This is a genomic window from Spirillospora sp. CA-294931 (assembly GCF_050946795.1).
Taxonomy (GTDB): Bacteria; Actinomycetota; Actinomycetes; order Streptosporangiales; family Streptosporangiaceae; genus Spirillospora.
The window spans coordinates 3,217,410-3,229,945 of record NZ_CP192006.1 but is presented as its reverse complement, the minus strand read 5'-3'; the positions used below and the strand labels follow the sequence as shown (position 1 = coordinate 3,229,945).

The following is a 12,536-nucleotide window of genomic DNA, read 5'->3' as shown; positions in this document are numbered from 1 at the left end:
CCGCCGCCCCGGTCGAGGTGTCCTCGATCGGGGCACCAGGCGCCTTGACCACTCTCGTCACAGTCGCGACGACAGCGCGATGCGAGGGGAAGAGGGGCGCGCATGAGCCGACCACCAACCGCGCGGACAGTCCTGTTCTGCCGCGCTCCAGCACGCAACGGGCCGGGGCCCCTGACCGGCCTCGCCGGACGGTCCCTGATCCACCATGTCCTCAACGCGGCGGGCGCCGCGGCGACCCGCCTCACGGTGGTCGGCGCGGACGACGAGGTGACCGCGCACGTGCGGGAGCTGCCCGGCGCCGGGGACGCGACCTTCCGGCAGGGCGGCGCGGGCCACGCGCTGCGCGCCGCGCTGGCACAGGACGCCGAGGACGGGTCCGTCACCGTCGTCGTCCGCTCCGACACCCCGCTGCTCGCCCGGGAGAGCGTGGCCCACCTGACCCGGTCGCTGAGCGAGGGCCGGTACGCGGCGGTCCGGTCCGGGCCCGCGTGGGCCTTCGACACCGCCCAGCTGGCCGGGGCGCTGCGCTCGGCCGACCCGGCCGCCGACGGCGCCGAGGTCGAGGAGGTCATGACCGAGGTCGTGAAGTTCCTCGAGGCGGCGGGCGCGCCCGTCGCCTCGCTGGCGACCGGGCCGGAGGAGTCGCTGGCGGTCACCGACCAGCTCTCCCTGGCCGAGGCCGGACGGCTGATGCGCGACCGCGTGCTGCGCCGCTGGATGAGCGAGGGCGTCACCGTGGCCGACCCGGCCACCACCTGGATCGACGTGGACGTGGTCCTGACCTCCGGCGTGACGATCCTGCGCAACACCGAGCTGTCGGCCGGGACGACCATCGGCGCGGGCTGCACCATCGGCCCCGACACCACCCTGGTCGGCACGCGCGTCGGCGCCCGCTCCCGGGTGCGCAGCTCCACGTGCGAGTTCGTCCGGATCGGGCCCGAGAACAACGTGGGCCCCTACTCCTACCTGCGCGGCGGCACGGCGTCGGGACGCGGCGTGATCATGGGCTCGCACGTCCACATCAAGGCGTCCACGATCGGGGACGAGTCCTCGGTGCCGCACTTCGCCTACCTGGGCGACATCACGATCGGCGCGCGCAGCAACATCTCCGGCTTCTCCGGGACCGTCAACTTCGACGGGGTGAAGACGCACGAGACCACCGTCGGCGACGACGTCATGATCGGCGCGGGCACCATCCTGGTCGCGCCGATCGACATCGGCGGCGGCGCGTTCACCGCGGCCGGATCGCTGCTGACCAGGGACGTCCCCCCGGGGTCGCTGGCCCTCACGCGCATCCGCCAGGAACACATCGACGGCTGGGTCGAGTCGACCATGCCCGAGAGCCGGGCGGCGCTGACCGCCCGCGCCCTGCGGGACGACACGGACCCGAGCCGGGACGGATAGGACGGATCGGTCATGGCAATCCCCTGTGTGCTCGCGGTGTTCGCCCATCCCGACGACGCGGAGCTGGCCTGCGGCGGCACCCTGTCCGGTTTCCGCGACGCGGGCTACGACGTCCACATCGTCACGATGACCAACGGGTCCAACAGCTCGGTGCCGCGCCCCCAGGACCGCGTCCAGGAGGCCGCGTCGGCCGCGTCGGTGATCGGCGCGACCATCACCATCGAGGACCTGCCCGACGGCGAGGTGCGGGTCGCCGGCCCCACCTACGCCAAGATCGAGCGGCACATGCGCGAGCTGGGACCTTCGGTGGTCATCACCCACCACACCAGCGCCCTCCCGCTCGACGACCACCAGGACCACCAGGCCACCGGCCTGGTGGCCACCACGCTCGCCAAGCGGGCGGTGACGCCCCAGCTGATCCTCCAGGGCGAGCCGCCGGTGCTCAACTCCGGCTTCTCCCCCAACTTCTTCGTGGACGTCACCGAGTACATGGCCAAGAAGCTCGTCGCCGTCGCGCAGTACGAGTCCGAGGCCGGCAAGCCGTACATGAAGGAGGAGGCCCTGCTCGCGCGGGGCCAGTGGTGGGCCCGGCAGGCCCAGGTCCACGAGGCCGACGAGCGGGCCTACTACGAGGCCTACCAGCTCATCAAATGCCGATCGACCGCTCCGCACCTGCTGATGAACATCTGACAAGGAGAGTCCCCATGTCCACGAACCCCTCGTCGTCCGGCCAGGGCCTCACGCGGCGGCGCGCCCTGGGCGCGGCGCTGCTCGGCGGCGCCGCCGTCGCCGCCCCCGCGGTGACCGGGCTGAGCCCCGCCGCGGCCGCCACGACCACCGGACGGCGCCTGCCCTGCCCGCCGGTCCTGCCCATCACGCTCACGCCCGAGGGCTACAGCTTCCCCGGGCCGAACCCGCGTCCGGCCGGGCTGGTCACCCTGAAGGTCGACACCCCCGACACCGCAGGCCGCTTCATGGGCCTGGGCGCCACCCGCAACGGGATCACCTTCGAGCAGGCCATGAAGCTGTTCTGGGAGAGCACCTCCCCGGACCCGAACGTGGCCAAGCCCGCGCTGGTCGCCCTCTACCGCGACGTCGAGTTCTTCGGCGGCACCGGCGTCTTCCGCGACACCAGCCCGTTGTCGGTCACGCTGAACCTGCAGCCCGACACCTACTACGGCATCGAGGGCGAGCACGTCCAGCAGCTCAAGGTCACCGAGCCCTACCAGCACGCGCGGCCCCCGCGCGTCGATGGCGTGATCCGCATGGTCAAGCGCGGCGGGCGCAGCCGCTTCATCACCCCGCCGGTGATGAAGGCGCGCGGCTCGTACCTGGTCGTCAACGAGTCCGCGCAGCCCCAGGAGGCGGTGTTCTGCGGCGTCGCGCCCACCACCACCGACCGGACCGTCCAGGACTACTTCGACGCCGTGCACAACGGCCAGAACCCGCCCAACCCGCTGCTCACCCAGGTCGGCGGTCTGATGGCCATGTCGCCCGGCCGCAAGGCCATCCTGCAGTTCGACTTCCCCAAGGGCCGCTACAGCGTCCTGTCGTTCTACCGCAATCCCGAGACGGCCCGGAAGATCGCCGAAGAGGGCATGCACCGCGTGATCGAGCTTCGCTAGTCCGGCCAGCCAGCAACTCCCCGGGGCCCGGCGTCCGCCGCGGCCCCTCGATCTGGAGGTGAACCAGTGCGCGTCCTGCAAGCGAGCTGGCCGACGCCGTCGCATTTCTTCTCCCAGGTGCCCGTCGCCTGGGCGCTGCGGTCGGCGGGCCACGAGGTACGGATCATCAGCGCCCCCGGCATCGAGGGCGCGGTGCTGCGCTCCGGGCTGCCGCTGTCGACCGTCGGGTCCGAGCTGAACCCGGGGGCGGCATGGAAGGGCTTCAGCCTCCGCCCCGAGGAGGGGACCGACGAGCGCGAGCACGAGCGCGAGCGGTCCGCCCGCGCGTTCTCGATGTTCGCGACCGGCGCCGTCGAGATGCTCGACGACGTCGCGCGCTTCTGCGAGGCGTGGGAGCCCGACCTCGTCCTGTACGAGCCCCGCATGTACGCCGCGCTGAAGGCGGCGCGGACGCTCGGCGTCCCGGCCGTGCGCGTGCTGCCCGGTCCCGACTACACCTTCACGCGCCGCGAGGACGAGCGCGCGCAGGTGGAGGAGCTGTTCGGGCGGATCGGCCTGGCGGGCGAGGACCCGTTCGGCGACCTGACGCTCGACCCCTGCCCGCCCAGTCTCCAGGTGGACGACGGCGGCGCGGTGAACCGGCTGCGGATGCGGTTCGTCCCCTACAACGGCTCGGCCGTCGTGCCGGACTGGCTGTCGGCGCGCCCGGCCAGGCCGCGGGTGTTCATCAGCCTCGGAACGATGGTCGCCACGCTGCTGGGGAACATGAACTTCGTCCAGGACGCGATCCGCGCGATCGCCGAACTGGACGTCGAGGTGCTGGCGGGGGTGTTCTCCGACCAGCGCGAGCTGCTCGGCGAGCTGCCGGGCAACGTCCGGCTCGTCGAGGACATGCCGCTGCACCTGATGCTCCCCACCTGCGACGCGGTCGTCCACCACGGCGGCGCGGGCACGCTGCTCACCACGGCGTCCTACGGCGTCCCGCAGCTGCTGCTCTCCTCGGTCGGCGACACCGTGCTGACCGCGCGGCAGATCACCGCGGCCGGGGCGGGCGTGTCGGTGCGGGCCTGGGACGCCACGCCCGAGCGGATCCGCACCCTGGTGTCCGATCTGCTGGGGCAGCCGTCGTACAAGCAGGCCGCGGTGCGGCTGGCCGGGGAGAACGCCCGGCAAGCCGACCCCGCCGACATCGTCGCGCGGCTGGAGGACCTGGCCCACCAGGCCCGGCGCAGCCCCGTCGGCGTGGGCTGAGGGAGCCGCGATGAGCACGGCCCTGGTGACGGGCGCGTCCAGCGGGCTGGGCGAGGCGTTCGCCCGCGAGCTGGCCGCCCGCGGCCGCGACCTGGTCCTGGTGGCGCGCCGGGGCGACCGGCTGACCGAGATCGGGCGCGAGCTGACGGCCGGCCACGGCGTCCACGTCGAGGTCATCGCGGCCGACCTCACCGACGCGGCGCGGCGCGCGCTCGTCGAGGAGCGGCTGGACGACGACGAGCGCCCCGTCGGCCTGCTGGTCAACGGCGCCGGGGCGCTCGGCGCGGTCGGGCCGCTGGCCCTGCTGGACGCCCTGGGCGAGGAGGACAAGATCGCGCTCAACGTGCTCCCCCTCGTCCGGCTCACCCGGGCCGCGCTGCCCGGGATGGTCCGGCGCCGGGACGGGATCGTGCTGAACATCTCCTCGGTGGCCGCGTTCGCGCCCGCGCCCGGCGGCGCGACCTACGCGGCGTCCAAGGCGTTCGTCACCTGCTTCAGCCAGGCCGTGCACGCCGAGGTGAGCCCGCTCGGCGTGCACGTGACGGCCGTCTGCCCGGGCGCGACCCGCACCGCGGGACGCGACGCGCGCGGGAGCCATCGCGGGCGGATGGGGCCCGTCCTCGACGCGGACGTCGTGGTGCGCGAGGCGCTGCGCGCCGCCGAGGCCGGACGCCCGGTGTCGGTCCCGGGCACCGAGTACCGGCTGCGCGCCGCCCTCGCCCGGCACGGGCCCGGGCTCTATCGCCGCGCGTTCCAGCGCGGCTGGCAGGAACGGACCGTCCGTACCCTCGCGGGCGCTTTGACACGAGAGGCACAACCATGAGCAGCGCCACCGTCCAGGCGACAGGCACGGCCGTGGTGACCGGCATCGGGGTGGTAGCACCGAACGGGCTGGGCACCGAGGACTACTGGTCGGCGACCCTCCGGGGCGAGACCGGCATCCGGCCCATCACCCGCTTCGACGCCTCCGGCTACCCGGTGCGGCACGCCGGGCAGGTGGAGGGCTTCGACAGCGCCGACCACGTCCCGAGCCGGCTGGTCTCGCAGACCGACCACTGGACCCACATGGGGCTGGCCGCGGCCGACATGGCCCTGGAGGACGCCGCCGTCGTCCCGGCGGACCTGCCCGAGTACACCGCCGCCGTGGTGACCGCGAGCTCCTCGGGCGGCACCGAGTTCGGGCAGCAGGAGATCGAGCGGCTGTGGAGCAAGGGCCCCTCGTGGGTCGGCGCCTACCAGTCGATCGCCTGGTTCTACGCCGCCACCACCGGCCAGATCTCGATCCGGCACGGCATGCGCGGGCCGTGCGGTGTCATCGCCGCCGAGCAGGCCGGGGCGCTGGACGCCGTCGCGCAGGCCAGGCGGCTGATCCGGGGCGACTCCCGGCTGATCGTCACCGGCGGCACCGACGCCTCGCTGTGCCCCTATGGGCTGACCGCCCAGCTCAGCAACGGGATGCTCAGCCCGGCCGAGGACGGCGCCCGCGCCTACCTGCCGTTCGACGCGGACGCGACCGGCTACGTCCCGGGCGAGGGCGGTGCGATGCTCATCGTCGAGGACGCCGCCTACGCCGACGGGCGGGGCGCCCCGCACCGGTACGGCGAGATCGCCGGGCACGCCGCCTCGTTCGACCCGGCGCCGGAGACGGGCCGTCCGCCCGCGCTGCGCCGGGCGATCGAGCAGGCCCTCGACGACGCCGGGACGCTCCCCGCCGACATCGACGTGGTGTTCGCCGACGCCGCCGGGGTGCCCGCGCTCGACCGGATCGAGTCCGCGGCGCTGGCCGAGGTCTTCGGCCCGCGCGCCGTGCCGGTCACCGCGCCCAAGACCATGACCGGGCGGATGTACTCCGGCGCGGCCCTCGACGTGGCCACGGCGCTGCTGTCGATCCGCGACGGCGTCATCCCGCCCACCGTCGGCGCCCGATGCGGCGACGAGCACCCGATCGACCTGGTCGGCCAGGCCCGGCACGGGACGATCCGCAACGCCCTGGTGGTGGCCCGCGGCTACGGCGGGTTCAACTCGGCGCTCGTCGTCCGTGCGCCCCGCTGACGAGCAGTTCCGGCAAGGCGAGACAAGGAGAGCGGCCATGACCGTGACCACCGGACGCCCCGACGAGGCGGAGATCCAGGAGTTCCTGGCCCGCGAGGTGGCTTTGGAGGCCGAGCGTCCCGCGCACGACCTCATCGACCCCGACGACAGCTTCCAGGACCTCGGCCTGGACTCCCTGGGAGCCGTCAACGTCGCCAAGCGCCTGGAGGCCGCGTTCGGCCTCCGGGTCAAGGCGGTGTACTTCTTCGACTTCCCGACGATCGGCGCGCTCTCGCGCCACCTGGCCGAACAGAACTAGGAAGCACCCACACCGTCCCCAACGTCAGAGCGGGTCGAGCCGGAAGCCCCGGTCTCGACCCGCTCTCGTTCGCGTCACTACCGGACGACCTCCAGCTGGGCCATCATGCCCATCGAGGAGTGGTCGATCAGGTGGCAGTGGTAGAGGTACTTGCCCAGGTACTGGTCGTACCGCAGCCGGATCTGCACGCTGCCGCCGATCGGCACGGCCACGGTGTCCTTCCAGCCCGCCTCGTGCCCGCCGACCGGACGGCCGTTGCGCGACAGCACCTCGAAGTGCAGCCCGTGCAGGTGCATGTTGTGCGGGATCGAGGGCTGGGTGTCCTTGTTGTGCACCGTCCAGACCTCGACGTCGCCGCGCTTGACCTGCATGTCGATCCGGTTCGGGTCGAAGACCTTGCCGTCGATCACGAAGGCCCTGGCCTGCATGTCCAGCGACATCGTGACCGTGCGCTCGCGCGCGACCTCGGCGCGGCCCAGCCCGCGCATCTTGCGCAGCCGGGCCGGGACCCGGCTCTCGTCGGGAGCGTCGCGGACGACGTCGAAGCGCATCACGTCGCGCAGCAGCTCGGAGTCGCCGTCGGCGTTCTTCAGGATGATCTTCGTGCCCAGCGGGTAGAGCGAGAAGTCGATCACCACGTCGACCCGCTCGCCCGGCGACAGGTTGACGCTGGAGGCCGGGACCGGCTCGGGCAGCAGCCCGCCGTCCGAGGCGATCTGGATCATCTCGCCGTCGTTGTCGAGCTTGAGCAGGTAGTACCGCTCGTTGGACCCGTTGATGAAGCGCAGCCGGTACTTGCGCGCCGCGACCTCGAAGTACGGCTGCACCTTGCCGTTGACCAGCTGGGTGTTGCGGTACCTGAAGTCGTCCATCTCGTAGAGGAACTGGCCCTTGTCGTCGAACCGGGCGTCGCGCAGCATGATCGGCACGTCGTACCGGCCGGACGGCAGCCGCAGCGACCGCTCGGCGGGGTCCTCCAGCAGGTAGGTCCCCGACAGTCCCTTGAAGACCATCTCGGCCTCCATGTGGTGGGCGTGGTCGTGGTACCAGAGCGTCGACGCGAGCTGGCGGTTCGGGTAGGTGTAGATCCGCGACTCGCCCGGCGCGATGCCGTCCATCGGCTGGCCGTCGTCCTTGGGCGCCACATGGCCGCCGTGCAGGTGGACGGCCGCCTCGTGGTCGAGGCCGTTGGTGTGCCTGATGACGACCTGGCGCCCGGTGCGGGCCCGGATCGTCGGGCCGGGGAAGCGACCGTCGTAACCCATGACGGTCGTCTTGAACCCGGGGAGGATCTCGGCCTCGGCCTGGCGCAGCGTCATCTCGTAGTAGTCCGTCGTGGCCGTCTGCAGGCGGGGCCGCGCGACCTGCGGCAGCGTGAGCGGCGTCTGGAACGGCTCGACCTTGGCGGCGGCGTTCTCCTTGCTGATCAGCGCGACGCCGGTCGGCACGAGCGACGCCACTCCCCCTGCCACCCCGACCTTGATCACGTTTCTCCGGCTGACCATGGACCGTCCCTTCACCTCGTGGAGCGTGTCCACGAACGGTCCCGCGCCGTCCTAGCGGTCCGATCGACGCCCGATCGCGCCTCCCGCACGCCGTTCCCAAGCCGAGACCCGCGAACGTGGACGATCCGAGGGTGCGGATGCCGGGTTCGGCCTACCCTGTGATCGCGGCTGCGGTCTGGGAGGTTCGGGAGCGATGCTCGACCAGGTTCGGGAAGCGCCCCGAGAACGAGGGGTGCCGGGGGACTCGGCGGCGCCCGGAGATCGTAAGCTGAAGGGCGTGTCCGACGGTCCCTCCGAGTGCCAGTGCATCATCTGTCACGACTATGGCGACCGCGACCGTCTCGACAACTTCGAGCTGCGGACGATCGTGCACGTCACGCAGTACGGGTGGAGCGTCGTGCTGGAGCAGCCCGACGGCCCGACGCCCGGATGGGCCTACACGCTCGGCCTGTGGCACAGCCACCGCTCCCCCGAGCTCGGCATGTTCGGCGGCGACGTCTACGAGATCGAGGAGATCCTCAACGCGCTCGGCGGGCAGGCCGCGGGCGGCGAGCCGCACGCCGACGGCGACCGGCGGCCCGAGGTGATCCGGGGACGCGAGGCGGCCTTCCGGACCGTCCAGGCCCCCTGGCACCGCACGGCCTTCCCCGGGGCCCACGCGTTCTACCGGACCAACCCGCCGCCGTTCCTCCAGGTCGCCTGGCCCAACGAGGACGGCCTGTTCCCCTGGCAGCCCGGCACCGGCCTGCCGTTCCGCCGCTCGCAGCCCTGGCTCTGGCTGCACCCGCGCCAGCACCCCGACAGCGTCTGGAGCCGGCGGCTGGCATAGGGTCGGCGGATGTTCGGACCGATCGCCGAGACCATCGGCACCGCGAGGCTCGCGCTGGAGCCGCTCGCGGTCGAGCACGCCGCCGAGATGGCCGGGGTCCTGGCCGACCCGCGCCTGCACGACTACATCGGCGGCGAACCGCTCTCCCCGTCCGAGCTGCGCGACCGCTACGCCCGGCTCGCCGCCGGGCCGGAGCCGTTCCACCAGGAGTGCTGGCTGAACTGGATCGTCCGGCGGGTCCGCGACGGGCGGGCCGTCGGGACGGTCCAGGCCACCGTCGGGCCAGGCGCCGGCGGCCTGCGCGGCTCGGTCGCCTGGGTGGTCGGCATGCCCTACCAGGGGTTCGGCTTCGCCACCGAGGCCGCCGCCGCGATGCTGGCGTGGCTGCGGCGCAACGGGGTCGCCGAGATCACCGCGAACATCCACCCGGAGAACGCGCCGTCCGCCGCCGTGGCACACGCGCTCGGGCTGTTCCCGACCGCCGAGCGCACCGACGGCGAGATCGTCTGGCGTGCGCCCTGAGAGCCGAAGCCACCCCCAAACCCGGCAAATTCACGAGAACACGCACGACCTTCCGCCGAAGAACGCACCGGCCGCCGCCGTAGCGCGCGCTCGGGTTGTACGCGACCGCCGAGCGCGCCGACGGCGAGACCGCCCGCCGCAGGCCCTGACGTCCGGAAAGTCCCCCCGACACGGCGAATCACGACAACACGCACGAACTTCCCGCCGAAGAAGGCGCCCGCCGCCGTAGCGCGCCCTCGGGTTGTACGCGACCGCCGGGCGCGCCGACGGGGAGGTCGTCTGGCGCGCGCCCTGACGTCCGGAAAGTCGCCCGCGGACACGGCGGTTCGCGGGAGCGCGGACGTACTTCCCGATGGGGGCCGACCGTGTCGGGAGGCCCGCGACGGCGAGAGGAGCCGGTATGGCGACCGGTCTGGACGACGTCGTTCCGCTGACCGCCCTGCGAACGCTGCGGTTCCCGGCCGCGGAGCCCTCGGTGCGCGCCGCGCGGCGGCGCGCCCGCGAGCTGCTCGGCCCGGCCTTCCCCGGCCTGTTCGAGATCACGGTGGTGGTCAGCGAGCTGGTCACCAACGCGCTGCGCCACTCGCGGTCGGGCGAGGGCGGCCAGGTGACGGTCCGCTTCCTGGCGGGTGAGGGCCTGCTCAGGCTGGAGGTCGCCGACGACGGCTCGGGCGGCTTCCCCCGGCTGCGGGAGCCGGACGAGCGCGGCGAGAACGGCCGCGGGCTGCACGTCGTCGAGGCCCTGGCGCTGCGCTGGGGCGTCACCCGCCGCGCCGGGACCACGGCGGTTTGGGCTGATTTCGTCGCTCCCGGCAATGGATTGATCTCCACATGCACATGCGACGGCTACACGGGGTAAGAGACAATCGCTAAGCTCGCCCCGCCGAGCCGGAGGAGTGGAGATGCAGGAGGTCTGGCCCGGTGCGGCGTACCCGCTCGGCGCGACCTGGGACGGAACCGGGACGAACTTCACCCTGTTCTCCGAGGTGGCCCACCGGGTGGAGCTGTGCCTTTTCGACGACGAGGGCGTCGAGTCCAGCGTCGACCTGCCCGAGGTCGACGGGTTCGTGTGGCACGGGTACCTGCCGGGCGTCGGGCCCGGCCAGCGGTACGGCTACCGCGTGCACGGCCCCTACGAGCCGGCCGAGGGCCACCGCTGCAACCCGTCCAAGCTCCTGCTCGACCCGTACGGCAAGGCCGTCGACGGCGAGGTCGAGTGGCACGGCTCGCTGTTCTCCTACCGGTTCGCCGACCCGGACGCCTTCAACGACGACGACAGCGCGCCCTACATGCCGAAGAACGTGGTGATCAACCCGTTCTTCGACTGGGGCGACGACCGGCCGCCGCGCGTCCCGTACCACGAGAGCCTGATCTACGAGGCCCACGTCAAGGGCCTGACCCGGCTGCATCCCGGCATCCCCGAGGAGCAGCGCGGCACGTACGCCGGCCTGGGCCATCCCGTGATGATCGACCATCTGCTCGACCTCGGGGTGACGGCCGTCGAGCTGATGCCGGTGCACCAGTCGGTGGCCGAGCACGCGCTGGTCGCGCGGGGGCTGTCCAACTACTGGGGCTACAACACGATCAACTTCCTCGCGCCGCACAACGCCTACAGCTCCACCGGGCAGCTGGGCGAGCAGGTGCAGGAGTTCAAGGCGATGGTGCGCGCCCTGCACGAGGCGGGCATCGAGGTGATCCTCGACGTCGTCTACAACCACACCGCCGAGGGCGACCACCTCGGGCCGACGCTGTCGTTCCGCGGCATCGACAACGCCTCGTACTACCGCATCAGCGACGACGACGAGCGCTACTACCTCGACTACACCGGCTGCGGCAACTCCTTCAACGTCCGCAACCCGCACCCGTTGCAGCTGATCATGGACTCGCTCCGCTACTGGATCCTGGAGATGCACGTCGACGGCTTCCGCTTCGACCTGGCCTCCGCGCTGGCCCGCGAGCTGCACGACGTCGACCGGCTCTCGGCCTTCTTCGACCTGGTGCAGCAGGACCCGGTGGTCTCCCAGGTCAAGCTGATCGCCGAGCCGTGGGACGTCGGCGAGGGCGGCTACCAGGTCGGCAACTTCCCGCCGCTGTGGTCGGAGTGGAACGGCAAGTACCGCGACACCGTCCGCGACTACTGGCGCGGCGAGCCCGCCACGATGCCCGAGTTCGCCTCGCGGCTCACCGGCTCCTCCGACCTGTACGAGCACAGCGCCCGCCGCCCGTTCGCCTCGATCAACTTCGTGACCTGCCACGACGGGTTCACGCTGAGCGACCTGGTCTCCTACAACGGCAAGCACAACGACGACAACGGCGAGTCCAACCGCGACGGCACCGACGACAACCGCTCGTGGAACTGCGGCGCCGAGGGGACGACGTCCGATCCCGGCATCCTCGACCTGCGCGCCCGCCAGCGCCGCAACTTCCTGGCCACGCTGTTCCTGTCCCAGGGCGTGCCGATGCTCTCCCACGGCGACGAGCTCGGACGCACCCAGGACGGCAACAACAACGCCTACTGCCAGGACAACGAGATCGCCTGGGTCGACTGGGAGAACACCGACGAGGGCATGCTGGAGTTCGTCCGGATCCTGTCGCGGCTGCGCAGCGACCACCCGGTGTTCCGCCGCCGCCGTTTCTTCAAGGGCACCGGTGACATCGACTGGCTGACGCCCGCGGGCGAGACCATGGACGACGACGACTGGAACGCCGGGTTCGCCAAGTCGCTGACCGTCTTCCTCAACGGCGAGGCCATCAGCGAACCCGACCCGCGCGGCCGCCGCGTCACCGACGACTCGTTCCTGCTGCTGATCAACGCCCACTCCGAGGAGATGGAGTTCGCGCTGCCCGGCCCCGACCACGGCGAGCGCTGGGAGTTCGCCCTCGACACCGCCGACCCGCAGGGCTTCGGCGACCGCGAACGCCTCAAGGCCCTCGACCGCATCCCCGTCCCCAGCCGCTCCCTCATCGTCCTTCGCTGTGTTTAAAGAAATCCCGGCCCACCTGCGCTCGCCTGGCGGCCCACCTGCGCTCGCCTGGCGGCTCGCTTCGGT

General features: G+C 72.2%; 12 protein-coding genes. 11 read left to right on the top strand and 1 reads right to left on the bottom strand.

The window, feature by feature from the left end; translation table 11 throughout:
- Positions 1 to 102: 102 nt before the first annotated feature.
- The 7 genes from ACQPY4_RS14435 (at position 103) to ACQPY4_RS14405 (ending at position 6,630) form a co-directional block, all read left to right on the top strand.
- On the top strand, positions 103 to 1,404 hold the full coding sequence (locus tag ACQPY4_RS14435; protein ID WP_433336421.1) for an NTP transferase domain-containing protein: 1,302 nt from the start codon (positions 103 to 105) through the stop codon (positions 1,402 to 1,404).
- A gap of 12 nt (positions 1,405 to 1,416) precedes the next feature.
- Positions 1,417 to 2,094, top strand: a complete 678-nt coding sequence (locus ACQPY4_RS14430) for a PIG-L deacetylase family protein (RefSeq protein ID WP_433336419.1) — start codon at positions 1,417 to 1,419, stop codon at positions 2,092 to 2,094.
- A gap of 14 nt (positions 2,095 to 2,108) precedes the next feature.
- A complete protein-coding gene (locus ACQPY4_RS14425) occupies positions 2,109 to 3,029 on the top strand; it encodes a hypothetical protein (RefSeq protein WP_433336417.1) in 921 nt (306 codons plus the stop codon).
- A 66-nt stretch (positions 3,030 to 3,095) separates the two neighbouring features.
- Entirely contained in the window at positions 3,096 to 4,280 is a 1,185-nt protein-coding gene (locus ACQPY4_RS14420) for a nucleotide disphospho-sugar-binding domain-containing protein (protein ID WP_433336415.1), read from the top strand.
- 10 nt (positions 4,281 to 4,290) lie between these two features.
- Positions 4,291 to 5,103 (top strand): SDR family NAD(P)-dependent oxidoreductase, encoded by an 813-nt coding sequence (locus tag ACQPY4_RS14415; protein ID WP_433336413.1) that lies wholly within the window; start codon positions 4,291 to 4,293, stop codon positions 5,101 to 5,103.
- Positions 5,100 to 6,332 (top strand): ketosynthase chain-length factor, encoded by a 1,233-nt coding sequence (locus ACQPY4_RS14410; RefSeq protein WP_433336411.1) that lies wholly within the window; start codon positions 5,100 to 5,102, stop codon positions 6,330 to 6,332. Before ACQPY4_RS14415 ends, ACQPY4_RS14410 begins: the two co-directional genes overlap by 4 nt.
- A 37-nt stretch (positions 6,333 to 6,369) precedes the next feature.
- Positions 6,370 to 6,630: an acyl carrier protein gene (locus ACQPY4_RS14405; RefSeq protein WP_433336409.1), complete on the top strand. Its 261-nt coding sequence runs from the start codon at positions 6,370 to 6,372 to the stop codon at positions 6,628 to 6,630.
- A 77-nt stretch (positions 6,631 to 6,707) separates the two neighbouring features.
- Here ACQPY4_RS14405 and ACQPY4_RS14400 read toward each other — a convergent pair whose 3' ends face one another.
- The gene (locus ACQPY4_RS14400) at positions 6,708 to 8,135 is read right to left on the bottom strand and encodes a multicopper oxidase family protein (RefSeq protein WP_433336407.1); all 1,428 of its coding nucleotides are present in this window, start codon (positions 8,133 to 8,135) and stop codon (positions 6,708 to 6,710) included.
- A 277-nt stretch (positions 8,136 to 8,412) separates the two neighbouring features.
- Between ACQPY4_RS14400 and ACQPY4_RS14395 the strand changes: the two genes are divergently transcribed.
- The 4 genes from ACQPY4_RS14395 to glgX all read left to right on the top strand — a co-directional run bounded on the left by ACQPY4_RS14395 (position 8,413) and on the right by glgX (position 12,470).
- Positions 8,413 to 8,964, top strand: coding sequence for a DUF4262 domain-containing protein (locus tag ACQPY4_RS14395; RefSeq protein ID WP_433336405.1), 552 nt, complete (start codon positions 8,413 to 8,415; stop codon positions 8,962 to 8,964).
- A gap of 9 nt (positions 8,965 to 8,973) precedes the next feature.
- Complete coding sequence (locus ACQPY4_RS14390; RefSeq protein ID WP_433336403.1) at positions 8,974 to 9,486, top strand: GNAT family N-acetyltransferase; 513 nt, start codon at positions 8,974 to 8,976, stop codon at positions 9,484 to 9,486.
- A 400-nt stretch (positions 9,487 to 9,886) separates the two neighbouring features.
- Positions 9,887 to 10,345: an ATP-binding protein gene (locus ACQPY4_RS14385; protein ID WP_433336401.1), complete on the top strand. Its 459-nt coding sequence runs from the start codon at positions 9,887 to 9,889 to the stop codon at positions 10,343 to 10,345.
- Positions 10,346 to 10,388: 43 nt separating this feature from the next.
- Positions 10,389 to 12,470, top strand: a complete 2,082-nt coding sequence (glgX, locus tag ACQPY4_RS14380; RefSeq protein ID WP_433336399.1) for a glycogen debranching protein GlgX — start codon at positions 10,389 to 10,391, stop codon at positions 12,468 to 12,470.
- Positions 12,471 to 12,536 lie beyond the last annotated feature (66 nt).